Source organism: Neobacillus mesonae (assembly GCF_001636315.1).
GTDB lineage: Bacteria > Bacillota > Bacilli > Bacillales > Cytobacillaceae > Neobacillus > Neobacillus mesonae.
On the sequence record NZ_KV440949.1, the window covers coordinates 1,384,545 to 1,409,704 of the forward strand.

At 41.7% G+C, this 25,160-nt stretch carries 27 protein-coding genes and 2 riboswitches; of the genes, 5 read left to right on the forward strand and 22 right to left on the reverse strand.

Annotation, left to right across the window (positions count from 1 at the left end; translation table 11 throughout):
• Positions 1-32: 32 nt before the first annotated feature.
• A complete protein-coding gene (gene yutH / locus A6749_RS06940) occupies positions 33-1,043 on the reverse strand; it encodes a spore coat putative kinase YutH (protein ID WP_127488469.1) in 1,011 nt (336 codons plus the stop codon).
• A gap of 191 nt (positions 1,044-1,234) precedes the next feature.
• Here yutH and A6749_RS06945 point away from each other — a divergent pair, with 191 nt between their 5' ends.
• Positions 1,235-1,744, forward strand: coding sequence for a phosphatidylglycerophosphatase A family protein (locus A6749_RS06945; RefSeq protein WP_066386786.1), 510 nt, complete (start codon positions 1,235-1,237; stop codon positions 1,742-1,744).
• 42 nt (positions 1,745-1,786) lie between these two features.
• Here the strand turns inward: A6749_RS06945 and A6749_RS06950 are convergent, their stop codons facing one another.
• Genes A6749_RS06950 through A6749_RS06960 form a run of 3 tightly spaced genes read right to left on the reverse strand, consistent with a single transcriptional unit; the run spans position 1,787 to position 4,362 of the window.
• The gene (locus A6749_RS06950; RefSeq protein WP_066386789.1) at positions 1,787-2,551 is read right to left on the reverse strand and encodes a TIGR01457 family HAD-type hydrolase; all 765 of its coding nucleotides are present in this window, start codon (positions 2,549-2,551) and stop codon (positions 1,787-1,789) included.
• Positions 2,552-2,595: 44 nt separating this feature from the next.
• The gene (locus tag A6749_RS06955; protein WP_066386792.1) at positions 2,596-3,033 is read right to left on the reverse strand and encodes a DUF86 domain-containing protein; all 438 of its coding nucleotides are present in this window, start codon (positions 3,031-3,033) and stop codon (positions 2,596-2,598) included.
• A gap of 24 nt (positions 3,034-3,057) precedes the next feature.
• Complete coding sequence (locus A6749_RS06960; RefSeq protein WP_066386794.1) at positions 3,058-4,362, reverse strand: EAL domain-containing protein; 1,305 nt, start codon at positions 4,360-4,362, stop codon at positions 3,058-3,060.
• A gap of 187 nt (positions 4,363-4,549) precedes the next feature.
• Here A6749_RS06960 and A6749_RS06965 point away from each other — a divergent pair, with 187 nt between their 5' ends.
• Positions 4,550-4,816, forward strand: coding sequence for a DUF3055 domain-containing protein (locus A6749_RS06965; protein WP_066386797.1), 267 nt, complete (start codon positions 4,550-4,552; stop codon positions 4,814-4,816).
• A 62-nt stretch (positions 4,817-4,878) separates the two neighbouring features.
• The gene (locus A6749_RS06970; RefSeq protein ID WP_066386800.1) at positions 4,879-5,172 is read left to right on the forward strand and encodes a cytosolic protein; all 294 of its coding nucleotides are present in this window, start codon (positions 4,879-4,881) and stop codon (positions 5,170-5,172) included.
• A gap of 54 nt (positions 5,173-5,226) precedes the next feature.
• Here A6749_RS06970 and A6749_RS06975 read toward each other — a convergent pair whose 3' ends face one another.
• The gene (locus tag A6749_RS06975; protein WP_066386803.1) at positions 5,227-5,502 is read right to left on the reverse strand and encodes a YutD family protein; all 276 of its coding nucleotides are present in this window, start codon (positions 5,500-5,502) and stop codon (positions 5,227-5,229) included.
• Positions 5,503-5,619: 117 nt separating this feature from the next.
• On the opposite strand from A6749_RS06975, the gene A6749_RS06980 reads away from it, so the two are divergent.
• The gene (locus A6749_RS06980; RefSeq protein WP_066386806.1) at positions 5,620-6,258 is read left to right on the forward strand and encodes a YhcN/YlaJ family sporulation lipoprotein; all 639 of its coding nucleotides are present in this window, start codon (positions 5,620-5,622) and stop codon (positions 6,256-6,258) included.
• Between the two features lie 59 nt (positions 6,259-6,317).
• Here A6749_RS06980 and lipA read toward each other — a convergent pair whose 3' ends face one another.
• Positions 6,318-7,298 (reverse strand): lipoyl synthase, encoded by a 981-nt coding sequence (gene lipA / locus A6749_RS06985; protein WP_269085689.1) that lies wholly within the window; start codon positions 7,296-7,298, stop codon positions 6,318-6,320.
• A 176-nt stretch (positions 7,299-7,474) separates the two neighbouring features.
• Here lipA and A6749_RS06990 point away from each other — a divergent pair, with 176 nt between their 5' ends.
• The gene (locus A6749_RS06990) at positions 7,475-8,434 is read left to right on the forward strand and encodes a M23 family metallopeptidase (protein WP_127490033.1); all 960 of its coding nucleotides are present in this window, start codon (positions 7,475-7,477) and stop codon (positions 8,432-8,434) included.
• A 70-nt stretch (positions 8,435-8,504) separates the two neighbouring features.
• Here A6749_RS06990 and yunB read toward each other — a convergent pair whose 3' ends face one another.
• The 16 genes from yunB to A6749_RS07070 all read right to left on the reverse strand — a co-directional run bounded on the left by yunB (position 8,505) and on the right by A6749_RS07070 (position 25,116).
• Positions 8,505-9,293: a sporulation protein YunB gene (yunB, locus tag A6749_RS06995; RefSeq protein ID WP_066386814.1), complete on the reverse strand. Its 789-nt coding sequence runs from the start codon at positions 9,291-9,293 to the stop codon at positions 8,505-8,507.
• Positions 9,294-9,408: 115 nt separating this feature from the next.
• The gene (locus tag A6749_RS07000) at positions 9,409-9,711 is read right to left on the reverse strand and encodes a YunC family protein (RefSeq protein WP_066386816.1); all 303 of its coding nucleotides are present in this window, start codon (positions 9,709-9,711) and stop codon (positions 9,409-9,411) included.
• Between the two features lie 70 nt (positions 9,712-9,781).
• Positions 9,782-11,128: a bifunctional metallophosphatase/5'-nucleotidase gene (locus A6749_RS07005; RefSeq protein WP_066386818.1), complete on the reverse strand. Its 1,347-nt coding sequence runs from the start codon at positions 11,126-11,128 to the stop codon at positions 9,782-9,784.
• A gap of 7 nt (positions 11,129-11,135) precedes the next feature.
• Entirely contained in the window at positions 11,136-11,957 is an 822-nt protein-coding gene (locus A6749_RS07010) for a sulfite exporter TauE/SafE family protein (protein ID WP_066386820.1), read from the reverse strand.
• Positions 11,958-12,015: 58 nt separating this feature from the next.
• Positions 12,016-12,861 (reverse strand): DUF72 domain-containing protein, encoded by an 846-nt coding sequence (locus A6749_RS07015; RefSeq protein WP_066386822.1) that lies wholly within the window; start codon positions 12,859-12,861, stop codon positions 12,016-12,018.
• A gap of 296 nt (positions 12,862-13,157) precedes the next feature.
• Complete coding sequence (sufB, locus tag A6749_RS07020) at positions 13,158-14,555, reverse strand: Fe-S cluster assembly protein SufB (protein ID WP_066386833.1); 1,398 nt, start codon at positions 14,553-14,555, stop codon at positions 13,158-13,160.
• A 66-nt stretch (positions 14,556-14,621) separates the two neighbouring features.
• Positions 14,622-15,065, reverse strand: coding sequence for a Fe-S cluster assembly sulfur transfer protein SufU (gene sufU / locus A6749_RS07025; protein ID WP_066386847.1), 444 nt, complete (start codon positions 15,063-15,065; stop codon positions 14,622-14,624).
• Positions 15,055-16,284 (reverse strand): cysteine desulfurase, encoded by a 1,230-nt coding sequence (locus A6749_RS07030; protein ID WP_066386850.1) that lies wholly within the window; start codon positions 16,282-16,284, stop codon positions 15,055-15,057. The genes sufU and A6749_RS07030 overlap by 11 nt, the downstream gene beginning before the upstream one ends.
• Positions 16,284-17,594 (reverse strand): Fe-S cluster assembly protein SufD, encoded by a 1,311-nt coding sequence (gene sufD, locus A6749_RS07035; RefSeq protein ID WP_066386852.1) that lies wholly within the window; start codon positions 17,592-17,594, stop codon positions 16,284-16,286. The genes A6749_RS07030 and sufD overlap by 1 nt, the downstream gene beginning before the upstream one ends.
• Before the next feature lie 22 nt (positions 17,595-17,616).
• Positions 17,617-18,402 (reverse strand): Fe-S cluster assembly ATPase SufC, encoded by a 786-nt coding sequence (gene sufC, locus A6749_RS07040; protein ID WP_066386855.1) that lies wholly within the window; start codon positions 18,400-18,402, stop codon positions 17,617-17,619.
• Between the two features lie 391 nt (positions 18,403-18,793).
• The gene (locus A6749_RS07045; RefSeq protein ID WP_066386858.1) at positions 18,794-19,654 is read right to left on the reverse strand and encodes a MetQ/NlpA family ABC transporter substrate-binding protein; all 861 of its coding nucleotides are present in this window, start codon (positions 19,652-19,654) and stop codon (positions 18,794-18,796) included.
• Between the two features lie 17 nt (positions 19,655-19,671).
• The gene (locus A6749_RS07050; protein WP_066386860.1) at positions 19,672-20,337 is read right to left on the reverse strand and encodes a methionine ABC transporter permease; all 666 of its coding nucleotides are present in this window, start codon (positions 20,335-20,337) and stop codon (positions 19,672-19,674) included.
• A complete protein-coding gene (locus A6749_RS07055; RefSeq protein ID WP_066386868.1) occupies positions 20,330-21,355 on the reverse strand; it encodes a methionine ABC transporter ATP-binding protein in 1,026 nt (341 codons plus the stop codon). The genes A6749_RS07050 and A6749_RS07055 overlap by 8 nt, the downstream gene beginning before the upstream one ends.
• A 153-nt stretch (positions 21,356-21,508) precedes the next feature.
• Positions 21,509-21,614: riboswitch (SAM riboswitch) on the reverse strand.
• A 116-nt stretch (positions 21,615-21,730) separates the two neighbouring features.
• Complete coding sequence (locus A6749_RS07060) at positions 21,731-23,047, reverse strand: O-acetylhomoserine aminocarboxypropyltransferase/cysteine synthase family protein (protein ID WP_066386878.1); 1,317 nt, start codon at positions 23,045-23,047, stop codon at positions 21,731-21,733.
• A gap of 69 nt (positions 23,048-23,116) precedes the next feature.
• Positions 23,117-23,218, reverse strand: a riboswitch (SAM riboswitch).
• A gap of 78 nt (positions 23,219-23,296) precedes the next feature.
• On the reverse strand, positions 23,297-23,650 hold the full coding sequence (locus A6749_RS07065; protein ID WP_066386887.1) for an SCP2 sterol-binding domain-containing protein: 354 nt from the start codon (positions 23,648-23,650) through the stop codon (positions 23,297-23,299).
• Between the two features lie 215 nt (positions 23,651-23,865).
• Positions 23,866-25,116, reverse strand: a complete 1,251-nt coding sequence (locus A6749_RS07070) for an MFS transporter (protein ID WP_066386889.1) — start codon at positions 25,114-25,116, stop codon at positions 23,866-23,868.
• Between the last annotated feature and the right edge of the window lie 44 nt (positions 25,117-25,160).

The window sequence follows — 25,160 nt, forward strand, 5'->3', positions numbered from 1 at the left end:
TTGTCTATTTTACCATACGCTTCCTGTTTCTGTTAGTGATACAACCATTCCAGCTGCGGCAGGTTCATTCGATTTATTGGCGCACCGCTCATTTGATAAAATCCTGCTAAAAACCGTTCATTTTCTGCAGACTGCCGAATTATTTTACTTAAACTCTCTTCTAATACCTTCTTTTCCTGTTCGGAATGGGTTGAATAATAATCTTCCACACAATCAAAATAATGAAGCGGAAAAATAAGCCTGGCATACAGCAGGCGCCATGAGAACGAGGATAACGGAGCAATACTTTGGTACTCGGCAAAAAACTGTTTTAGTTCCACATCATATGTCTGGATATTGCGGAAATATCGTTCCCTTGACCATTCAGCCAAATCACGGCTGCGATGATCAAAAACCCATTCAAACGGATTTTTGATGAGATAAGCACCTCCCCATGACCTCCCGGAAAAGCGAGTGTGGCAAACAGTACCGCTATCAGTTTCTAATGGTTCATCGTCCAGCTCTGTATCCACTAAATATTGAATGGCATTCTCCGTCAAGCCCATATAATAAGGGAATGTTTCAATAAACATCCTTTCGAATTCATCCTCCGGTGTTTGAAACAACAAGCCGTTCCATACCCTTTCCATCTGTTCCAGGCGCTTTTCCCATAATACCTTCCACTGCCCAATCCTTGAGGACCGTTCAATTTGGAACGGCACCCTTCTACCGCGCTCGTGAAATTTCGCCAGCTTTCGCCCTAATTTGGTCTGCCGATGCTGGCGTTCCACCTCCCTGATAGCGAACACACTATAGTTTTGCCCTTCCCAAGCAGTAATAAATTTTCCGTCCTTTGACGGCAGGATCATCGGAACATTTTGATCTCCATAGCTCCTTAAATGCTGAGACAAACTGTTCAATTCCTTTAAATCCTCTTCTGAGCGCCCTCGTGAATTAGCGATTAAGTACACCCAGCCAGCTCCTTTAAAAGCATCAAATGAATTTATTTTTACTTGTTCTTTAGCGACCATCCCATAATGGGTTTCTAACATTTTCGATAACAAGCTGTTCACCTCTTTCCATCCGTGCTTCTAAATTCATATATATGTTTTTAAAAGCAAAACTTGTTGCCTTCCTGCGTTTTAAAAATTACTAAAACAGCAGGGTGTTTTGGTTGATTGTTTTTTATAAAATTGCATATTATAAACTAATAGAGTTGGATTTGCTAAAATATACAGAAAAGGTGATCTAAGGAATGGCAGATAACAAAAAAATTGACCTGACCGAAGAAACTGCACGCAGATGGCTAACGGAAAGAGGCGTCCAAATCAAGGATATTGCGGAATTAGTATTTTATTTGCAGGAGAAGTATCATGAAAACCTGCAAATTGAAGATTGTGTTGCCAACGTGGAACGGGTTCTCTCCAAGCGCGAGGTGCAAAACGCCATCATTACAGGGATTCAGCTTGATATGCTGGCGGAAAAAGGGATGCTGGAGGAGCCGCTGCAATCGATTATCGGAACAGATGAGAGCCTGTACGGGGTAGATGAAATTCTCGCCTTTTCGATTGTTAATGTGTACGGTTCAATCGGCTTTACAAATTATGGTTATATCGATAAGCAAAAGCCGGGTATTTTAGCCCGATTAAATGATAAATCGACAGGGGAATGTCATACATTCTTGGATGATATTGTTGGTGCGATTGCAGCGGCTGCTTCAAGCAGACTTGCGCACCGGGCTGCAGGTGTTGATCGTAAGGATTAAAAAACAGGATGGTGTGCTCCAAGCACAGCCATCCTGTTTTGTTTAAAACTCCCACTCATCCAATGAATCAATGGTGTATGTCGGCTTTTTGTCATACCCTGCCAACAGTTCTTTGGTTGTAACGCCTGTGTGCACGAGAAGTGTATCCATCCCGGCATTCATTCCTGCTAAAATATCGGTATCGTAATTGTCACCGACCATCAGCGTTTCTTCTTTTGGTGCTCCCAATACTTTCAATGCCTGTTCCATAATAATGGATTCGGGTTTGCCAATGAATATCGGGCTTGTTTTTGTAGAAACGGAAATAACCGAGGTTAAGGATCCGTTCCCCGGCATCAGACCTCTTTCTGTTGGAATCGCAATGTCGCCATTTGTAGAAATGAAGGTTGCACCATTCCGAACAGCTAAGCAGGCAACAGCAAGTTTTTCATAGTTGATGGAGCGGTCGATCCCCATTACGACAAAATCCGGATGTTCACTGCTTTGTTGGAACCCCTTTTCTTCAATCGCCGCTTTAATGCCCTCTTCACCGATAACATATATAGAGGCATCCTTGTTTACGTCATAGATATAATTCGCCGTTGCCTGACTAGTTGTAAAAACAAGCTTTTCTTCTGCGGGAATATCGAATTGAATCAGCTTGTCCGCAACCTGCTCCGGTGTCCGCGAAGAATTATTGGTCACAAATAAATAGGGAATTCCTTTTTCCTTTAATCGTTTTACAAAATCGGATGCCGCTTCAATCCGCTCAGAGCCGCGATACATCGTTCCATCTAAATCAATTAAGTACCCTTTATACTTTTTCATAAAATCACTCCAGTATGTAGAAAAGGACCGTAAATACGGTCCGGTTAGTTTTTAAATGCTGAAACAGGTCCTAATTCATTTTCCAGGTAGTCTCGGACATTTACTGCAAAAGTGGTCAAGGACGATAAATGTTTGGAGAATTGCTCCAGCAGCTCTTGATGATTAAGTTCAGTATAGAATTGAACAAGCGGTTTGCGAAAACTAATCAGATGCTTTAACGCTTCTCCGGTTTCCGATGAAATAACCTTTTCATCCATCAGAATATCAATAATATCATCATAGCTTCCCGGGTCTCGCATAATAAATCCGTCAATCATGCTGTTGCCCACATCCAAGACGGACTCCACACACATCTGCGTCACGCGTTCTATGGCCGCTTTTTCCAACGGAGTCTGCCACTCTTCTCTGCTCGAAAACAGCTTTATCTGTGCTTCTAAGTACTGTAATGTGGTCTCAATTTTTTCACGGTCAACAAAATACATTTTTGCTACACTTCCTTATCGGTTCTATGTTGCTATGCCTTTTATTAGTGTTGCGGGTCTGGCATAAAAATAGCCTTGAGCCAAATCTACATTATTTCTTGCCAGCACTGAAGCCTCTGCTTCATTCTCTATTCCTTCAGCGACAACCAGGGAACCAGCTTCTTTTGCGACAAGCAGCAGCCCTTTTAACATCGATTCCTTCAAGGCATTTTTATCGATATTTTTAATGACGGACTGGTCAATTTTGATAATATCCGGCATAATTTCACTGATTGTCTGCAGACTGGAATATCCCGCCCCTGTATCGTCCACGGCAATACGAAATCCCATTAGGCGCAGCCTCTTTATATTATATATAAAATACTTCAATCCTTCGATAGATTCGTTTTCAGTCACCTCGATGGTAATTTTTGACGGCGAAATCCCAATGAATTTATCCAATATTATTTTTAAATCATTTGTAAAACGAATATTACTGAGTGTCATAGGTGTACAATTAAGAAAAATGTCTTTGCGCCATTTGGACTGCTTTAATTGTTCCAATGCTTTTTCAATCACCATCATTTCTAATTCATACAGCTTTCCAGTCTGCCTTGCCACCGAGAAAAGCTGCATAGGGCTTTCTAAGGGGCTGTCCTTTGGTCCGCGTGCAAGAATTTCCAGCGCCCGCACTTCATTTGTAGCCACATCAATAATCGGCTGAGCTAATAAAATGACCTCTTTTTTTATTAAAAGACGATTCATCAATTGGACTAAATTTTGTCCATCAATTCCCAAGCTTTTTTCAGTGATGGCAATAGCCTGTCTATGGGCTTTTACGATGGAGTCATGGATCGAATAATGGTCTTTATCGACAAACATATAGCCGGTATTCAAACATAATTCGACTTTAGGATACAATTGATAAACTTTGTTCTCAACAAATTGAACGATATTTTTTGTTATGAAATTGATATCGAAAGTCCATTGCCGCTCATAATTAATTTGTATAAATAAAGTAAGTCCATCTCCGTAAAAATCGTGAAGACTAATGATGTCCCGCTGCTCAAGCTCATTAAATACAGCAAGGCGGAAGTATTTCTTTATCGTCTTCATTAATTGGGAATGCTCCCTGACACCGAGACTGATTGCTAGCTCATTAATATTTTGCAGATTAAAAATCAGCACCGCCACTTCATTTCCGGAATGAATGGCACCGGTTACTCCCTTTAATATAGGATTGCGCAAAATAAAGGGAGGCGGGTAAAAGCGCCTTGATGAAAAGGGATGGAACCCATCAAAAAGCTTTCCCAATCGACTTTTGGCATTTTTTAAAAAGCGGTGGACCATACATTCATCCCTTTCCAACCCAGAAGATTTAATTTCTAGGTATATTGTAACATATTTTGACAATATTCGTATTTTCCTTACAAATATTTTTGCCAGATTTTCTGACGGTATAAATATTCCCATTATCATGTTTTATTTGTTACTATTAAGAGGATGTGAAAAATGTGTACAAAGGAGACCGTCTCGTATGACAGAACGTTTTTTTCTATATGATGATAAAGAGGACACGAAAACAAGATTTGTAAGCTTCGTTGGTGAACACCAGCGTTTTGATTTAGCAATCATTCAAACAGGTCGTCATTACGGAAAACATCTTGTCCTCGATATGCAGGGAAACCGCTTTGCCATCATTGGACAGGATGACTTGCAGGAAGAAGGCTACTTAGAATTTGCCTTTCAATTAAATGAAGCGGACGCTGAGGAATTGCGTTCATTTTTAATGGAAATTGTCTAAGTTTTATTGGTGCACATGTTTTTCTTGTTCTTAGCAATACTAAGTTCAAAGGAGTGAGAGACATGGCCGATAAAAATGAGAGACAGTATTTCGACCTTTCCAATGTCGAAAAACAGCGAAATTATCTTACTGCTGAAGAATTTCCAGACGGTCCAGTGGGGTCGCCATTCAGGAAAGATGAGCCTGTCCAGCTCAAAAGTACACCATGGAAAGAAGGACAGCGCCGCTACAGTGCTTTCAACTATGAAAACAAATCACTGCATCAGGACCTACCGCGGCAAATGGAAGGATCCCATCCAACCCACGACGACCCGAACACAGACGAACAGCCGCCATATGATGAAATACATCAATAATACACGAGGTGTCAGGCACTATGTGAAAAATTCACATGGTGCCTGACACCTCTTTTACTTTTTCACCTTTTTTAATACAAAGTAAGCGCAGCCGAAATTGCAGTATTCGAATAGGTATTCGCTTAGTGTGCTGATTTTTGTATCAAAGGTTGCTTTTTGATTTTGGTCGTCGAAGAATCCTTTTAGGCGCAGCTGTCCATAACCCCAGTCACCCACAATATAATCATATCTGGATAAGATATCGCTGTACCTTGCCTTTAGGGCTTCTTCATTAAAGCCGTCCCGAAACTCCTGAATAAGCTCATATGTGGTGTTATTAATGATCACCATGCTTTTTCACCTCTAATTTTGCCACTTACGTATACTTTCCATTATAACCGATAACCCATCAATTACTAAGAAAAAAAATATTGGCTTTGGTAATTCTAATAAAAGGAGGTGTTTCATTTGAAAAAAATAGCCATCACCCTAGGCTTATGTGCTATTACAGCGCTGACTGGGTGTCAAAAAAATATGGGCAACAATGATATTTATGAGGAGTCCGGCAATACCATCAATGTTAATAACAAACGGCATGAATTATATCGCGAAGGTGCCGGAGCGGGAGTTCGTAATGTCAGCAATGACTATGGCTTTGTACGTCATCAAAAAAGCCCGATTATGAATGATAATACGACAAATGATCATCGGACAGCGATTGACCGTGAACAATTAGCTCATCTCATTAGCAAATACAGTGTCAATCTCCCCAATGTCCATGATGCCGCCACACTTGTTACCGATAAAGAGGTATTGGTGGCATATGATACAGATTCAAAAGATCGGAATATGACGGCAGACCAGGTAAAAAGAACGGCGATGTCCGTTGTTCCTAGATATTTCCACGTTTATGTTACGGATAATAAGGCTTTAATTCAGGATGTGGAAAATCTCGCCAGCCTTGACTCCACTAATCGTAAAGCTCGAGACCAGGTGAATTATGTCATCAATAAAATGAAAAAATCTCCACAAGGAAACATTGTTAATACCGGCGAAGACGCTAATGGGCTTTCGAAAGAAGACCAAGGTCGTGGAATGACACGATAAACTAAACAAAAAGAAGGAGTTCAGACCCTAAATGGACTGAACTCCTTCTTTTTTTATTTTTATGCTTCCTGAGCACTTTGACTTTGTTCTCCAAGCATCTGCTTGTGTTTGGCAGCGGCATTTACCTGTTCATCAGCATGGTAAGAAGAACGAACAAGCGGACCAGCTTCACAATGGTTAAATCCTTTGCTCATAGCAATTTCCCGCAATTCATTAAATTCTTCCGGGCTGTAATATTTCTGTACCTTTAAGTGTGCTTTCGTTGGCTGTAAGTATTGACCAATGGTCATGATATTAACATGATTTGCCCTTAGGTCATCCATTACCTGAATAATTTCTTCTTTTGTTTCTCCAAGACCAACCATCAAGCTTGATTTGGTTGGAATACTTGGCTCCATTTCTTTGGCACGGCGGAGGAATTCAAGTGAGCGGTCATACTGTGCACGGGCACGAACCCTTGGTGTTAAACTCCTTACTGTTTCAATATTATGATTTAAAATATCCGGTTTTGCATCCATCAGAATTCGAAGGTTTTCTTCCTTTCCTCCCATATCAGAAGGAAGAACCTCAATGCTGGTAAATGGATTTTTACGGCGGATGGCCCGAACAGTTTCAGCAAAAACAGCTGCCCCTCCATCTTTTAAATCATCCCGGGCAACCGCAGTAACCACAACATGTTTAAGATTCATTAATTGAACAGAATCAGCGACTCTTTCCGGCTCTGCCCAGTCTAGTTCCGTTGGCAGTCCGGTTCTAACTGCACAAAAACGGCAAGCACGTGTACAGGTATCTCCAAGGATCATAAAGGTAGCTGTCCGGCGTGCTCCCCAGCATTCATGAATATTAGGACAGCGCGCTTCTTCACAAACCGTATGTAAGTTTTTTTCACGCATTAATTTTTTTAAACCTGTATAGGATTCATTCGTGTTCAATTTTATTTTTAACCAGTCCGGCTTTCTGAGAACTTCTTCCTTTTTGCTCATTTTCGTCCCCCTATTTTTCAAAATTACTGCCTCTGTTGTCACTTTATCATACTGCATCCGGAACGACAAGCAGGCATGTTCTTTTCATGAAGGAGTAAAATTTTCGGCTGAAACTTACCATTTATTAGTGATAATGAAATTTCTTATAATTCATAAACTAAACCTGTACATTAATCGGAAGGAGGATTCCTTTGCGAATTGTTCTATTTATAGGAGCCTTTCTTGTTTGTTTTATGACTGCGGTCCCCCATAGGGAGGTTCATGCCAAAGAAGCTATTCCAAATCCATATCAGGAAAGAATGAGGCTCTATGAAAAAGTTGAAGCAGTGACGCAGATCCCTTGGTATTACTTAGCAGCCATCGACCAATACGAGAGAAATATCCGCCTTGTGCGTCGTGATTTGCCGAAACCGAACGGATTACTCGGGATTTATTTTCGTCCGGAGGTATGGGCGGGGCCGGCGAATCCTAACCCGTCTAAAGAAAACCCAGCAATCATTCAATTTTTTAACGGGATCGGCGTTGATGGAGATGGAGATGGCAAGGCCAGTATAGACAACGATGAGGATGTTCTATATACCATGGCCAATTATCTGCTGTCATACGGTGTTGACCATGAGAATTTAAAAATCGGTTTATGGAATTATTATAAACGCGACCGCACTGTTGGAAGTATTTCCACCTATGCCAAACTCTACCGTCACTTCGGCCGTCTGGATTTAGACAAGAGAGTTTTCCCTGTTCCCCTTTATAGCAACCATAGCTATCGCAGCACGTGGGGGGATAGACGCGGCTGGGGCGGCCGGAGGTCTCATGAAGGAACCGATATTTTTGCGGGATATGGCGTTCCTGTCAGGGCAACTTGTTACGGAGTGGTTGAAATAAAGGGCTGGAATAAATATGGAGGATGGCGAATCGGCATCCGTGATATTAATAACACGTACCATTATTTTGCCCATCTAAGCGGTTTTGCCAAAGATATACATGTCGGACAAGTCGTTGAACCCGGCATGGTAATAGGAGGCGTTGGCAGCTCAGGCTATGGACCGCCGGGAACGTCCGGGAAATTCCCGCCCCACTTGCACTACGGCATGTATAAAGATAACGGAATTTCAGAATGGTCATTCGATCCTTATCCACACTTAGCAAGATGGAAACAGCTTGAACGAATCGAATTAAGAAAGAAAAAATAGTGATGTATATAAAAAGCGGGTGTCAGGCACCATGTGAATTTTTCACATGGTGCCTGACACCCGAGTCTTTCTATTTCTTTTTCGATTTTTTATCTCCTTTTTCGTCTGCTGGAATTTGCACCGATGGTATTAGGCCGCCGCCGCTGTTATAGAATTGTGGAACATCTCCGTATATAAGCGTACTGCCAACAGGAATACTCTGTTTTAACTTTGTAATATCAGTTGCAAACGGTGTGATAATTTGAACAGAGACTTCAATTTCGACTGAAACCTCTATCCATGTATTATTAATTCCCATCTCTTTTGTTTTGATTTTCACATCCGGCTCGACCTCACCAACTGCTTGAAATTTCACTGGGATTTTAGGTCCTAAGTTACCCAACAAGGCGATGTTTGTTGCTCTTCCCAATGGAACGTACCAAAGAATTGCATTATCGGAGGAGCTGTCTTCCGTTTCGATTTCTACATCTGTAAGCTGCTCTAAGGAGGCAAGTTGCCCTTGTTTGGCAGCTCTAATATTTTTTTGAATTTGGGCTGTTGTTTCGGCCAATACCCGGTTAATTAAGTCCGTATTCAATTGTGCATTTTGCCCAGCACCGTTTTTCCCTGCTGACACAATAATGACATCATTGTTGTCTCCAACATTCGTTGTTCGTTTGGTGATGGCCCTATTAATCACAATCGAAGCAATATTGCGCGTTTCAGATTCGGCATAACGCATTAATGTCGGTTTAATCCCTCTATCAACAAGTAATACCCCAATTGCTGTGGACAACAGAAAAAAAACGAATGATAGCAGCATGACATATCGGAATGGCAGCGTTCCTCGCCGCAGACGCTTTTTACGGAATTTAGCCAAGAATCATCACCTCTTCAAGCTATATGTATGCTTTAAAAAGGTGAACTAGCCCAAAAAACTTATTCCTACATTTTTATAAGATAATAAAAAAGCCTGCTAATCGAAGCAAGCTTTTTTAAATCATTCTAAGCAGCGCGTCTCTGCCGATCATCCCTTTATAGATTCCCAATTCTTCTGCCTCTAATGTGACAGACTCAAGCGGTGCTTCCAGCAGCTGCTCAATCGTTCTAACTCCTACTGCCCTGCCGGCAATAATTTTACGATCCTTCAGCTTTTCATTTAATAGTCCCACATCTAACGCACCGCACATAATATAGCCTTTATCACTTGAAACCGCCAGTAACGTTGTTTTAGGAAGCAAAACGGAAACCGCTAGAAACGTGTGGCCGTTTATTTCAATTGGCGATAGATCAATCAAAGGGTTCCACACTCCTTTCCTTATTAACACACTATGTTAATAAAGGAAAAATAGTGTCTTAGGCAAAGGACTAGTTTTCAAGCTTCCACTTTAAAATGTCACGCAGGAATTCAGGAAGAAAATACTTTTTTTCTTTTGCCGGCAATACATCCTTGAAAAAATGTCCAAACGTGAACATATCTGGAAGTGCTAACGTATAGGTCTTACTTTGATCTATTGCCTCGCAGCCCACAAAAATGGTGCCGGAACGGAATTCGATTTGATCATAAACGAAAATCCCCAGAACCGTTCCTCTAAAACCAAGACCTTTAATCTCCCGGTTATGTAGTGTTTCATCCAATGACTCGGTAAGGACTTTTTGTAATTCGTATCCCGTCAATTTGACCACACATGGATTGATGGGATGCGGACAAATCGATAATAAATCATACTCAGTTACTTCTCCTGACAACCGTCCTAAAAGAAGACCGGCATTGATCATCGCGCAATCCGAATCGCACCACTCTCTAACTGCCTGAGATAAAATTTGAGTAAACTTTGTTTCCTTAAATGGATCGCATTCAAGCGGCCTATCCAAGGTGGTCACTTTGTTCTGCATCAGATTTTTGCCGGCATCAAGGTATGTTTGAATCTGTTCTTCCTCGTTTTCCACTGACGGAAGCTGGTCAATTTCATATAAAATTGCCTCTTTGTTTGCAATCTCTTTTTGCCTGTTTACTTCAACCGTAATATGGCCAACATAATAACCAAATTTCCCAGCTGCCCCTAGAAGTGTATGATGAATGAGTTCTCCTTTTTCAAGCATATGATGGGTGTGGGCACCTAGAATAATGTCCAATTCCGGAAATTCCTCCGCCATTCGTTCATCATCCCCCAGCCCCAGATGTGATAGCAAAATCACTATATCTGCCTGTGCTTTTACTTCTTTAATCCACTTTTTCAACTCCAAAAAGGGATCGGTACATTCCCAGCCAAGCAATCCGTATAGATGTGAAAAGTTAGCCGTTAAGCCGATAACGCCAAGCTTTGTTCCTGCTCTAGTCTGATAAATTTTGTACGGCCGGGCCCAGTTTGGAGTTCTGCCATCTTGATGATAAAAATTTGCCACTAGCACATCAAAATGAGCACCATCATACAAATGATTCAACGCCTCATGCGGGAGATTAACTCCTTCATTATTGCCGATCGTAATGGCCGTATATTGGTTTTCATTTAGGAGATGGATATTTTCTCTCCCCATTGTGGCATCTGTTAAGGGATGCCAGCGGTCGATGAAATCGCCGATATCAAAGAGGAACACCTCTCCATCCGTCGCTGTATGCTGTTCTCTTGTTTGTTTTAAAAATTGCTGAATTCTCGGCCAATGTTCTAAATGGCTGTGAATATCATTTGTATGATAAAGATGAATTTTTTCCATATGAACACTACCCTGTAATTCCTTGATAAATAAGCCGGACTGCTACAACTATTAGAATGATCCGGATAATCAGAACAATCGTTTTGCTCTTAAGCTTTGTATTTAAGTATACCCCAACCTTCGCCCCAATCCATGCTCCTGGAATCAATGCCAGTGCATAAAGCCAATTTACATTCCCCAAGGCAATATGAGTAATCGAGCTAAGGACAGAAGTCGGTAGAATCATAAACATTGAGGTCGCGGTTGCCACATGGGGCGGGAAGAAAAATAATAAGATCATTGTCGGGACCATTAATGAGCCTCCGCCGATGCCAAAAATACCTGATAAAAAACCGACAATAAACGAAATAATCACACCTAAGACCGGACTAAAACCATATTCAAAGGTTTTGCCGCTGTTATCCGTGAAGCTTCGGACAATCCCCGTATCCTTTTTAAAAGGTAGCGGCTTTAATTTATCCTTAATGACCATAATAACGGAAACAAACAGAATAAATATACCAAAGTAAATATTAAATGAGTGCAGGTCTAATTTTTCCGTTACCCAGGCCCCTAAAATACTCCCCGGACCACTTCCAATCAGAAAGATTAATCCGCTTTTATAATCGATTGTTTTATGCTTCACATAGGCTAACGTTGATGAGAGGCCTGTAAAAATCATCGTGAACAGCGATGTCCCCACCACTACCTGCGGGGTTAAATGACTGAAGGTAGCCAGTGTCGATAAATAGAGCAAGGCAGGAACAACAATAATTCCTCCCCCCATGCCAATCAGCGAACCTAATGAACTCGCCGCGATTCCAACTAAAATTAAGATAATCCATTCCATATTTTCACCTTCTATAGTCTAAGTTGAGGTTGCATACCGTGACCCGGGGTTCCGCTTGTTAAAATAAATCAAGCTGTCTTGGCGCAAGTCCTTCGTATTCAATACGTAAAAGCTGTATCATTTGCTTTGCATTGTCAGCCGCATCGCCGCCTGAATTATTGTTAAAAAGAAGATATACATCTTTGGTAGATTCGGCTAAAGAATGTATTTGTGATGCCCACTCCTTTAGTTCCTGCTCGTTATAACGGTAAAGGTAGCGGACTTCACGCCAATTCTCTGCATTCCGCTTCTGCCAGCCGTGAACATTCCTTCCATGAAACCGAACGAGCACTTTTTCGGAAGATGTTGTTTCTAGAACTGTCGGAATCGAACCCTCGCCAGATTGAGGCTCATCACAAATACTATGGATCCATTGTTCCTCTTTCATAAAGCTTAAGGTTTGCTGCCGGTACTTCGGTATAAACCATGATTGATGGCGGAACTCGAGCGCACAAGGAATGTCGTTCATTTCCTTCTTACACCATCTTAAATAATTGACATTTTCTTTTCGTAAATCAAACCACGGCGGAAATTGAAACAATACCATTGCTAATTTATTATTCACAATATATGGTTCGAGGGATTCTTTAAATGCCTGAAACATTTCTTGGTTCGATGCAAATAGGATTTCCCCGCGCTGGTGCCCAGTCATCCCTTGATAGGCTTTCACGATAAATTGGAAGGATTCAGGCGTTTCATTGACCCATTTTAAGGCATTTCGCTGCGGCTGAATCGCGTAAAATGCGGTATCCACTTCGACAATTGGAAAATGACCAGCATATTCCTTCAGCTTATCCCGCGATGAAGTTAGATTCGGATATAAGCTATCATGGTCTCCCCATCCTGTAACACCAATGTAGATCAATAAACTCACCTCCATTTATTAATAATAGCATAACCTTTTTTTAAAAAAGGAGTTTTTTACTTATTTAAAAGAGTGTACGACAATTGGAGATGCTTATCCGACAATTAAAAGGGGGTATCCGACAGTTGGAGATGATTGGCCGACAGTTAAAAGCGGGTATCCGACAGTTGGAGATGCTTATCCGACAATTAAAAAGGGGTATCCGACAGTTGGAGATGATTGACCGACAATAGCGGAGCCATCCATACAAAAACCCGCCTGCCGAAAAGCGGCAAGCGGGTTTTTTTTCAAAAATATTAACCAATAGACCCTTCCATTTCGAACTTGATCAATCTGTTCATTTCAACAGCGTATTCCATTGGCAATTCTTTTGTAAATGGCTCGATGAAGCCCATTACGATCATTTCAGTTGCTTCCTGCTCTGAGATACCGCGGCTCATTAGGTAGAAAAGCTGCTCTTCAGAAACCTTTGAAACCTTTGCTTCGTGCTCAAGTGAGATGTTATTATTCAACACTTCGTTGTATGGAATCGTATCTGAAGTAGATTGATTATCCATAATCAACGTATCACATTCGATATTAGAGCGAGCGCCGTCTGCTTTACGGCCAAAATGTACCAAGCCGCGATAGTTTACACTTCCACCATGCTTAGAAATGGACTTCGAAACAATTGTCGAAGATGTGTTAGGTGCTAAATGGATCATTTTAGAACCTGTGTCCTGGACTTGACCTTTACCAGCGATTGCAATTGATAAAGTCATGCCGCGGGCACCTTCACCCTTCAAGATTACAGCTGGATATTTCATCGTTAATTTCGAACCGATGTTACCGTCAACCCATTCCATAGTCGCATTTTCTTCACAGACAGTACGCTTTGTTACAAGGTTGTAAACGTTGTTAGCCCAGTTTTGAATCGTTGTATAACGGCAGTAGCCGCCTTTTTTAACGATGATTTCAACTACCGCACTGTGAAGAGAGTTTGTTGTATAAACTGGTGCTGTACAGCCTTCTACATAGTGTACGCTTGCGCCTTCATCAACGATAATCAATGTTCTTTCAAATTGTCCCATGTTTTCAGAGTTGATTCGGAAATACGCCTGCAATGGAGTATCTACCTTCACACCTGGTGGAACATAGATGAAAGAGCCGCCAGACCATACTGCAGAGTTTAGTGCTGCAAATTTGTTATCAGTAGGCGGGATTACCTTTGCCCAGTGCTCACGGAAAATATCTTCATTTTCTCTTAATGCAGAATCTGTATCCTTAAAGACAATTCCTAACTCTTCAAGGTCTTCCTTCATGTTGTGGTAAACAACCTCAGACTCATACTGAGCGGAAACACCAGCAAGATACTTTTGTTCTGCTTCTGGAATTCCTAATTTATCGAAAGTTGCTTTAATTTCTTCTGGTACTTCATCCCATGATTTCTCAGACTTCTCAGACGGTTTAACATAATAAGTGATTTCGTCAAAGTTAAGCGAGCTTAAATCTCCGCCCCACATTGGCATTGGCTTGCTGTAGAAAATATCAAGAGATTTTAAGCGGAAGTCAAGCATCCACTGAGGTTCATTCTTCATCTTTGAAATCTCTTCAACAATCTCACGTGTTAGACCGCGTTTTGACCGGAATATGGAAACGTCTTTATCGGCAAAACCGTATTTATAATCACCGATTTCAGGCATTTTTTTTGCCATCGTCGTATTCCTCCATTTCATAGTCGAATCAGGAAGGGACCGCAAAAAATCCCTTTCCTGACCGTCTTATTCTTGTTCCCCTTCGTTTAACCCTTTTTCCATCGCTTTCCATGCTAATGTAGCGCATTTAATACGGGCAGGAAATTTCGAAACACCGTGCAATGCCTCGATGTCACCTAAATCAAGGTCTTCATCAACTTCCTTGCCTTGCATCATATCAGAAAAAATCTTGGACAGCTTCAATGCATCTTCCACTTTTTTTCCTTTAATCGCTTGTGTCATCATCGATGCGGATGACATCGAAATGGAACAGCCTTCACCCTCAAAGCGGCAATCCTCAACAATGCCGTCTTTCACTTTAAACGATAACTGAATACGGTCGCCGCAGGTTGGGTTATTCATATTAATCGTATGGCTGCCATCTTCTAAAATACCACGATTACGCGGTTTTTTATAATGGTCCATAATCACTCTTCGGTATAGTGCATCTAAATCTATATTAGAAGACATCGCTGAAATACTCCTTTGTTTTGACAAGCCCTTCAACGAGTTTATCAATATCCTCTTCATTATTGTACAGATAGAAGCTTGCACGAGCCGTTGCCGACTGTTTCAGCCATCTCATAAGGGGCTGAGCGCAATGGTGGCCGGCACGGACAGCAATTCCTTCTGCATCCAAAACGGTTGCCACATCATGTGGATGAACATCTGCTATATTGAACGTAACGAGTCCAGCACGCTTAGCACCATCATGCGGACCATAAATCGAAATGCCTTCAACAGAAGACAATTTATCAAGCGCGTATGCAGCAAGCTTGTGCTCATGCTCGGCAATATTGTCCAAACCGACCTCATTTAAAAAGTCAATCGCGGCGCCGAGGCCAATCGCACCAGCAATAATCGGCGTACCGCCCTCGAATTTCCACGGCAGCTCTTTCCATGTTGATTCGTATAAATGAACGAAATCAATCATTTCACCGCCAAATTCAATCGGCTCCATATTTTCAAGCAAATGCTTTTTGCCATACAGCACACCAATCCCGGTTGGCGCACACATTTTATGACCGGAGAAAGCTAGGAAATCACAATCTAAATCCTGCACATCAATTTTCATGTGCGGCGCACTTTGAGCACCGTCCACAACCATGATGGCACCATGATCGTGTGCAATTTTAGCAATTTCCTTCACAGGATTAATCGAGCCAAGAACATTTGACACCTGCATTACAGAGACAATCTTTGTGTTATCTGTAATCGTTGCACGAACATCATCCAAAGAAATTGTTCCATCTTCTTGCAGTGGAATATACTTCAGCTCAGCACCTGTTCGTTTTGCCACCTGCTGCCACGGTATGATATTACTATGATGCTCCATATAGGTGATAACAATTTCATCACCTTGTTTAAGGTTGGCTGCAGCATAGCTTGCAGCCACCGTATTTAGTGAGGTTGTCGTCCCTCTGGTAAAAATAATTTCTTGAGTTGACTTGGCATTGATAAACTTACGAACCTTTTCCCGTGCACCCTCGTAAGCATCTGTTGCCTTTGTTCCCAGCGTATGAACACCGCGATGAACATTAGAGTTGTATTCGCGGTAGTACTTAATAACCGCTTCGATTACCTGAATTGGCTTTTGTGAAGTAGCGGAGCTGTCCAGGTAAACAAGTGGCTTGCCATTCACTTCCTGGTCTAGTATCGGAAATTGACTGCGAATATCCTGGATATTCATTATCGTACTTTCCTTTCAATAACTTCGGTTAATTGTTTCTTCACTTTTTCAATTGGAAGCTGGTTAACAACCGGTGCAAGGAAACCATGAATGACCAACCGTTCTGCTTCTATTTGCGGAATACCACGGCTCATTAGGTAATATAGCTGAAGCGGATCAACGCGTCCTACTGAGGCAGCGTGCCCAGCCATAACATCGTCCTCTTCAATTAATAGGATTGGGTTCGCATCTCCGCGAGCTTTTTCGCTCAGCATTAGAACGCGAGATGTTTGCTCGGCATCAGATTTAGAAGCCCCATGCTCGATCTTCCCAATTCCATTAAAAATTGTAGTTGCACTTTCTTTTACAACACCGTGGTTTAAGATATTCCCTTGAGAGTGTTTACCAAAATGAACCACTTTCGTTGTAAAGTTTTGTGTTTGGTCGCCACGGCCAACAACAACCATTTTTGTGTCGCCGACTGAACCGTCCCCAAGCAGGTTGGTAGTATTCTCGGAAATCGTATTCCCTTCGTTCATTGAGCCAAGAGCCCAATCAATCTCAGAATCTCTGCCGGCCACACCGCGGCGGTTCACATAAGTGGTGATTCCTTTTGCAAGGTTATCAACAGCACCGTATTGAACACGTGCATTCGTATTAGCTACTACTTCAGTTAAAATATTCGCTAAAGCATTAGACTCTTCCACTGTGGAAATATAGTTTTCAACGTAAGTTAAAGAACTATTGTCATCTGCTACTACGATGACGTGGTTAAACAAATTAGCTTCCGCGTCATCTTGAACAAACACAGCTTGAATTGGTTCAGAGATTTCCACATTTTTTGGTATATAAACGAATACGCCGCCGTTTACAAGTGCCGTATGCAATGCTGTCAGTTTATGTTCATCAGCATTGATGGCCTGCGTCATATAATATTTTTTTAACAGATCGCCATGTTCTCTTGCAGCTGTGAAGATATCTGTGAAGATGATGCCTTTATTCTTCAGATCTTCTGATAAAGTTAAATATGCAGGCGTTTGATTCCGTTGAATATAAAGATTTTGATTGCCAGCCTCAACATCGACTAATGCTTTTACTTCTTCCGGAAGGTCAGCAAGAGACGAATAAGCCTGACTTTTAACTGTATGCTGTTGGAATTGTGTAAAATTCCATTTATCAATTTTAGTTTTTTCCGGTTTTGGCATTGGCAGGTGTTCGAATTGCTCTAATGCCTTCAGACGAAGCTCCGCAAACCAGGCAGGCTCGTTCGTAGCACTCGAAAAAGAGCTGACGAACGCCTTATCAAATGGTAATTTTGTTTCAGTTGTCATCTTAATCCTCCTAACCTAAAACTTAAGCTTCTTGCCCAACTGTTTCATCTTCAATGCCAAGTTCTTGCTTAATCCAGTCATAACCTTCCGCTTCTAAGCGCTGTGCAAGCTCTGGTCCGCCAGATTTCACAATACGGCCTTGCATCATGACATGCACATGGTCAGGAGTAATATAGTCTAACAGACGTTGATAGTGAGTGATAATTAAGCAGCCGAAGTCTTCACCGCGCATTTGGTTAACCCCTTTTGAAACGACCTTCAAGGCATCGATATCAAGACCAGAGTCAATTTCGTCCAAAATGGCGATCTTTGGTTCAAGCATCATTAATTGAAGAATTTCATTGCGCTTTTTCTCCCCGCCTGAGAAGCCTTCATTTAAGTAACGCTGCGCCATATCTAAATCCATTTCAAGGAATTCCATTTGCTTATCCATTTGACGGATAAATTTCATTAATGAAATTTCATTTCCCTCGCCGCGGCGGGCATTGATAGCCGAACGCAGGAAGTCAGCATTTGTCACACCATTGATTTCACTTGGATATTGCATTGCTAAAAATAGACCAGCTTGAGCGCGCTCATCTACTTCCATTTCTAATACATCTTGGTCATCTAAAGTGATACTTCCGCTTGTCACTTCATATTTTGGATGTCCCATAATAGCAGAAGATAAAGTTGACTTACCAGTTCCGTTTGGACCCATGATGGCATGAATTTCGCCGCCTTTAATTTCGAGGTTAACACCTTTTAAGATTTCTTTCCCCTCAATTGCAACATGTAGGTCCTTAATTGTTAAAGTTGATCCAGCCATATTTATACCTCCGAAAATATTTTGTATCTTGCAGACCATGAAGATCTGTACCCTTCATTCTCATTTTATTCTCATTACAATCTTATAACATATGAAAAGTATTAGCAACCTTTATGCAGTAATAACTAAAACGGCATTTTCACTGGAACTATGCCAAATGAGAATGAGGGAATATTATTTCATGAAAATTCCGAAAAGAATTATGTAAAAATAACTCGATTAAAATATTACTCTTTTTTTCGCACAAATTCCATGGGTATTCAAAATCTATTTTTTGCCAGATAATCTATTTTCATGTAACAAAAAAGTAAAAGTATAGAAGCTTCCAGCTGCTTTAATCAGATAAAAAAAGAAAGCCAGTTCATCGACTGACTTTCTTTGATGTACATGCTTATTTTGTAGGGGCAGGTACGACTGCACCTTTGTATTTCTCAAGAATAAAGTCTTGAATTTCTTTCGATTGAAGAACTTCAACAAGTGCTTTAATCGCAGGCTTGTTTTCATCCCCTTTGCGAACCGCAATGATGTTTACATATGGAGATTCTTTATCTTCAATTGCAATTGAATCTTTTACAGGGTTCAAACCGGCATCGATTGCGTAGTTAGAGTTGATTAACACGGCATCGCCTTCACCGTTATTAAAGATTTGCGGCAGCAGCTTTGCTTCATAGTTCGCATCAAATTTAAGTTTTTTAGGGTTTTCAACAACATCTTTAATTTCTGCTTTCGTTTTATCAATGCCGTCCTTTAATTTGATTAAGCCTTCTTTTTCAAGCAATGATAAAAGACGGCCGTGGTCTGCTACTGAGTTACTCATAATCAAGTGTGCACCTTTAGGAAGGTCACTTAGTTTTTTATATTTTTTTGAATAAATCCCGATTGGTTCGATATGGATACCGCCAGCATTAACAAAGTCATAGCCAAATTCTTTGATTTGTGAATTTAAGTATGGGATGTGCTGGAAGTAGTTTGCATCTAATTCTTTTGAAGCAAGAGCCTTATTTGGAAAAACATAATCGGTAAATGTTTTGATTTCTAAATCAATACCTTTTTCCTTCAAAATTGGTTTTGCTTTCTCCAAAATTTCAGCATGTGGTACAGGTGATGCTCCAACAACCAATTTTGTCGTTTCTGCAGTTTTGTCCCCATTTTTTCCTTCTGATTTTTGTTCGGATTTTTTTTCAGAAGTACCGCAGGCTGCCAATGCAAGTACAAGTGCAAATGCTAAAAGACTTCCTAGTATTTTTTTCATTTTTCCCTATCTCCTTTTTATCGTTTATCTAATTTTGAAGTGATTAAATCACCAATAAACTGGATCACAAATACGATGATGAGAATAATAACGGTTGCCACTACTGTTACGTCATTTTGATTTCGCTGAAATCCGTAGTTATACGCAAGATTTCCTAATCCTCCGGCTCCAATTGCCCCAGCCATTGCTGTATAACCTACAAGCGCGATGGCTGTTACTGTAATTCCAGAAATCAGAGCTGGCATTGATTCTGGGAGAAGTACTTTCCAGATAATTGTACCCGTTGATGCTCCCATCGATTTTGCCGCTTCAATAACACCCTTGTCAATTTCCCGTAAGCCTATTTCCACCATTCTCGCATAGAACGGAGCTGCTCCAATGATAAGTGCCGGCAGCGCTGCTTTTTCACCAATCATTGTCCCAAGGAGAAACATCGTGAATGGGATTAATAATACAATCAATATAATAAACGGAATCGAACGGAAAATATTAACGATGGCGCTGATTACCGTGTTTATCGGTTTATTTTCCCATAAATTATCTTTTGAAGTTAGGAACAGCAGCATACCAAGGATAATTCCTAGAATAAAGGTTACGATTACTGATATCCCTGTCATGTAGAGGGTTTGGCTGGTAGCCTCCCACATCACTTGCCAATCAACGTTTGGAAAATATTTAGCCATTTGAAACCACCTCCACTCCTACCTGCTGAGAACGAATAAAATCGACCGCATTGTTTACTTCCTGCTCGTCCCCATCGATATGGATGAAAAGTGTTCCGTATGAGCCGCTTTGTGTTTGCGAGATTTTCCCCTGCAAAATATTGACGCTGACATCTGAATGACGAATTAAGTTTGTAATCAGCGGTTGTTCAGCAGAGTCACCAATAAAGGTTAACTGCACAATCTGGCCCGACTTATATTGTTTAAGTAAATGCTCAACGGTTTCCTTTGTCTCCTCCGGCTCTGTTACCTGCTGGACAAACCGTTTCGTGATTGGCTGCTGCGGATTTCGGAACACCTCTAAAACTGGTCCAATCTCCACTACTTTACCGCCTTCCATAACCGCAACTCGGTGGCAAATTTTTCGAATGACGTGCATTTCGTGAGTAATCAACACAATGGTTAAACCGAGCCGTTTATTGATATCCACTAATAAGTCCAAAATAGAATCGGTTGTTTGCGGGTCAAGCGCTGAAGTCGCCTCATCACAGAGTAGAACCTTTGGATTATTGGCAAGCGCTCTAGCAATCCCGACACGCTGCTTTTGCCCGCCGCTTAGCTGCGATGGATAGGCATTTTCTCTGCCCTCAAGGCCGACAAGCTTAATCAATTCATCGACGCGTTTTTTTCTTTCCGGTCCTTTTACACCGGCAATCTCCAACGGAAAGGCGATATTTTCACTGACTGTCCTGGACCATAATAGGTTAAAGTGTTGAAAAATCATGCTGATTTCCTGACGTGCTTTCCTAAGTTCCCGGCCTTTGATTTTGGAAATGTCCCGGCCTGCCACCGTAACGGATCCTTCCGTCGGCAGCTCAAGACCATTTAACATACGGATCAACGTACTTTTCCCGGCACCGCTATAGCCAATTACTCCGAAAATTTCACCCTCATTAATTTCCAAATTAACATCATCCACGGCTTTTAACTGTCCCTGCTTGGATGGAAATATTTTTCGGACTTTTTTGATTGAAATCATCATATCACCTGCTTTTTATCCCTAATAAATATAGGGGTTGATTTTTTCTAAGGAAAGATTCTAGCTTTACGATTGGACTTGATTTTAAGCCCTTATTTTTCTATTAAAAATGCCTTTCTGCACAGGCAGAAAGGCATAAAGAATCAAACCTTTCTCCCATCTTTCAAAGCAATCGCTTTGTGTGAATTGGCACCATTTCAAATAAATTGACGGTTGCCGGGCTTCATCGGGCACATCCCTCCACCTCTCTTGATAAGAGCTTATAAGCATTCCTATATTCATTTAAGAAAGTACTATTTTTAAAATACAACTGAAATCGTAACACGGATAATAGTAAGTGTCAATGAATTTCTCTCACAATGGCCCGGTTAATTTTTAGGCGTTTGCTTTTAAAGAAGTTAAGCCGGTTGCCGCTTCAATTGCATCCTCGAGGTCCTCGATCAGATCATCCACATTTTCAATCCCAATGGACAGGCGGATCAAGTCCTCAGATACACCAGCTGCCTTTAACCCCTCTGCATCCAATTGCTGGTGGGTTGTGCTTGCCGGGTGAATAATTAAGCTCTTGGCATCGCCAACGTTAGCAACATGGGCCCAGATTTTAATGGAATCTATTAGTTTAGCCCCAGCTTCTTTACCGCCTTTAATCCCAAACACTACCATTGAACCGGCACCTTTTGGCAGATACTTCTTCGCAAGCTCGTAGTCAGGGTGCGAAGGATGCCCCGGATACGTAACCCACTCCACCGCAGGGTGATTTGTTAAATATTCTACAACCTTTTGAGTGTTTGCGACATGCTCCTTCATCCGTACATGAAGGGTTTCAAGTCCAAGGACGAATTGGAAAGCATTTTGCGGACTTAATGCCGGCCCAAGATCTCGTAACAGCTGAACGCGAGCTTTTACGATGTATGCCGCTGCTCCAATTGCTTCTGCATAAACCAGGTCATGGTAGCTGGCATCCGGTGTTGTGAAGCCCGGGAATCTTGATGAATTCCAATCGAACTTACCGCCGTCTACAATAATCCCGCCAGTTGTCGTTCCGTTGCCCAGCAGCCACTTCGTTGCAGAGTGGACTACAATATCAGCGCCATATTCAATCGGGCGGCAAAGATATGGTGTCGCAAAAGTATTATCTATAATTAATGGTACACCTGACTCATGGGCAATATCAGCGACCTTTTCAATATCAAGCACAGCCAAGCTTGGGTTTCCAATCGTCTCGGCAAAAACCGCTTTTGTTTTTTCCGTAATCGCAGCGCGGAAATTTTCCGGGTCTTTCGGGTCAACAAACTTTACATTGATGCCGTATTTAGGAAGCGTTACGGCAAATAAATTATAGGTTCCTCCGTAAAGGTTTGAGGCAGAGACAATTTCATCTCCAGCTTCTGCAATATTTAAAATGGCCAGTGTAATTGCCGACATGCCACTTGCCACCGCAAGTGCCCCAAGGCCGCCTTCAAGCAGGGCAACCCTTTCTTCAAACACAGTTGTTGTTGGGTTATGAATCCTAGTGTAAATATAACCAGGCTCGGCTAATGCAAATAGATTTGCCGCATGCTCCGTGTTTTTGAATTGGTATGCATTATTTTGATAAATCGGCACAGCACGCGCACCCGTTACCGGATCCGGTGACAAACCTCCATGAACACTCAATGTTTCAAAACGGTACTTCTTTTGATTCTCAGCCATTACACTCGCTCCTTTTGTCACAATTCTTCTAAAAGAAAGAGGCCCTTTCCTAAGAAGAGGGCCACGCTCTTCTTATCTTCCAGAGCATGCGCCCTGCTGGATGTGGCACCGTGTATAAAACCGGTTGCCGGGCATCATAGGGCCAGTTCCCTCCGCCGCTCTTGATAAGAACCTTTATTGAATTGTTGGTATTTATTGAATATTTAAAAGTATCATACACCTCGTTCAATTCCGAGTCAATAGCTTTGATTAAATTATTTTTTCTAAATAATCATCTGGTCTGGTCAGGTAAAAAATGGATTCAAGTAATAGCGTTGTCCTAAGCGGTGCGAACACCTCTAAACGGCCGGTCCGCTCCAGCATTCGCAATTTTTCCTTTCCTTCTAAAAGAAGCTTGAAAGAATCTTTGGTTCCAGAAATTTTAAATCTTGAAAGTTGATTTACTGCGTCAGGCTTTATAAATATTTCCCCATTATGGAAAACCAGTACAGCCGTTTGATCGTTTACTGCGAGATGGAGCTGCAAGTCTGTCTTCCGAATAAGCGGGAGGACATGGGCCTGATGTTCCAATGCTCGAACGAATTTGCTAAGTATCTCAATCATGATCATCACTCCGGTTCAATACTGAATTATTTAACTAATTCAGTATTGAACACGGAAATCCTTTTAGAATCCCTCGACGTTTTCCGCTGATTTCCCGAGAAATATGTCGGTTTTTAGATAAACTTGGATTTGAAAGAGGGTAAGGGGGGTTTGTATAGCACCAAATTCCACTCATTTGAACGAAAAAGTGTAATTTCCAACTGTAACCGGAGCTATTAACTTATCTTGGCGACACTCTGCCCCTTTTCCTTAAATCCTTTGAAAACGATTAAGAAATAGATAGATCCAATTAAGTATAGCCCGGCAGTAATGGTAAATACGTAGGCGTAGCCCCAGTACGAGCCGTATTGAACTACAATGCCGGTAGAAACAGGTCCCATCAACGCCCAGCCAAGATTAAACACCATCTGGTTAATGGAATTGGCCAGCCCCTTCATCGAATCGTTAACCTTTGACATCATTAACGACATTTGAATCGGGTTTCCGGCATTCATCAACGCCTGGCGGAACAGGAAACCAATGGCCGCCAGCCATATATGGTTCGTATAGGCGGTAAGCAGCAGGAACGGCAGGGAAGCTAGCTGCAGATAAACAACCGCTTTGACCTCGCCTAATCTTTTAACCACAAGCGGCCCAATGAACATCGCTAATGCTGTCGCAGCCTGCCCGAGTGAAATAATAAAGCCGATGGAAGTCGTTGACGCGCTGAACCGGTCCGCAAAGTACAGATTTAAATATGGAATAACCAGCCCCGCTCCAAAGCCAATCAGCATTTGGGCAATCGCAAATAACACAATCAGCTTCATCCCATCGTTTTGCCATTTAAACGAGACTTTCTGGGCTGCTTTTTCTACTTTTTTCGGAATCTCTTGAAATTTCGTTGTCGGGATGATCCCGGATAAATAAATCAGTGCGCCAATCATCAATGAATAGCGAATGCTGTGAAGGTCGCTAACAACAAGTGAAAATAGATCAGTCAACAGTCCCCCAAGCAGGCTGCCTATCACATTAGCTGCTGTCATCGAGGCAAAATGCAGGCTGAACAAATTAACACGCTGCTCCGCCGTTGAATTTTCAGCAAGCCAAGGAATTCCCGACACTTGGAGAAAAGCCATTGTAAGGCCGCTGGTAAAGGCTAGGGAAATTAACATACTCTGGTCGGCAAAAATACTTCTAAAAAAGAGAATCATGCCCGAAACAGCAATCCCGTAAAAGATAACCCGCTTCCTTCCAAACCGGTCACTCACCAAGCCCGCTGGCACTAAAATGATCGCTGTCGCCAGCGAGGTCATGGCAATAACCTGTCCGTTGACCGCTTCCGTGTATCCCAGCTTACGTATGTAAAAGTTGTAAATGACCATAAATATACCTAAGCCTATTTGCGTAAGGATGTTGGCCATGAAACTTAATTTAACATTTCGGTTATATGTACGAAACTGAACCGCCAAATTATGATAAAAGGCCATCGTTGTTTCTCCTTCAGGTATTTCGAATCCCTAAACATCATAAT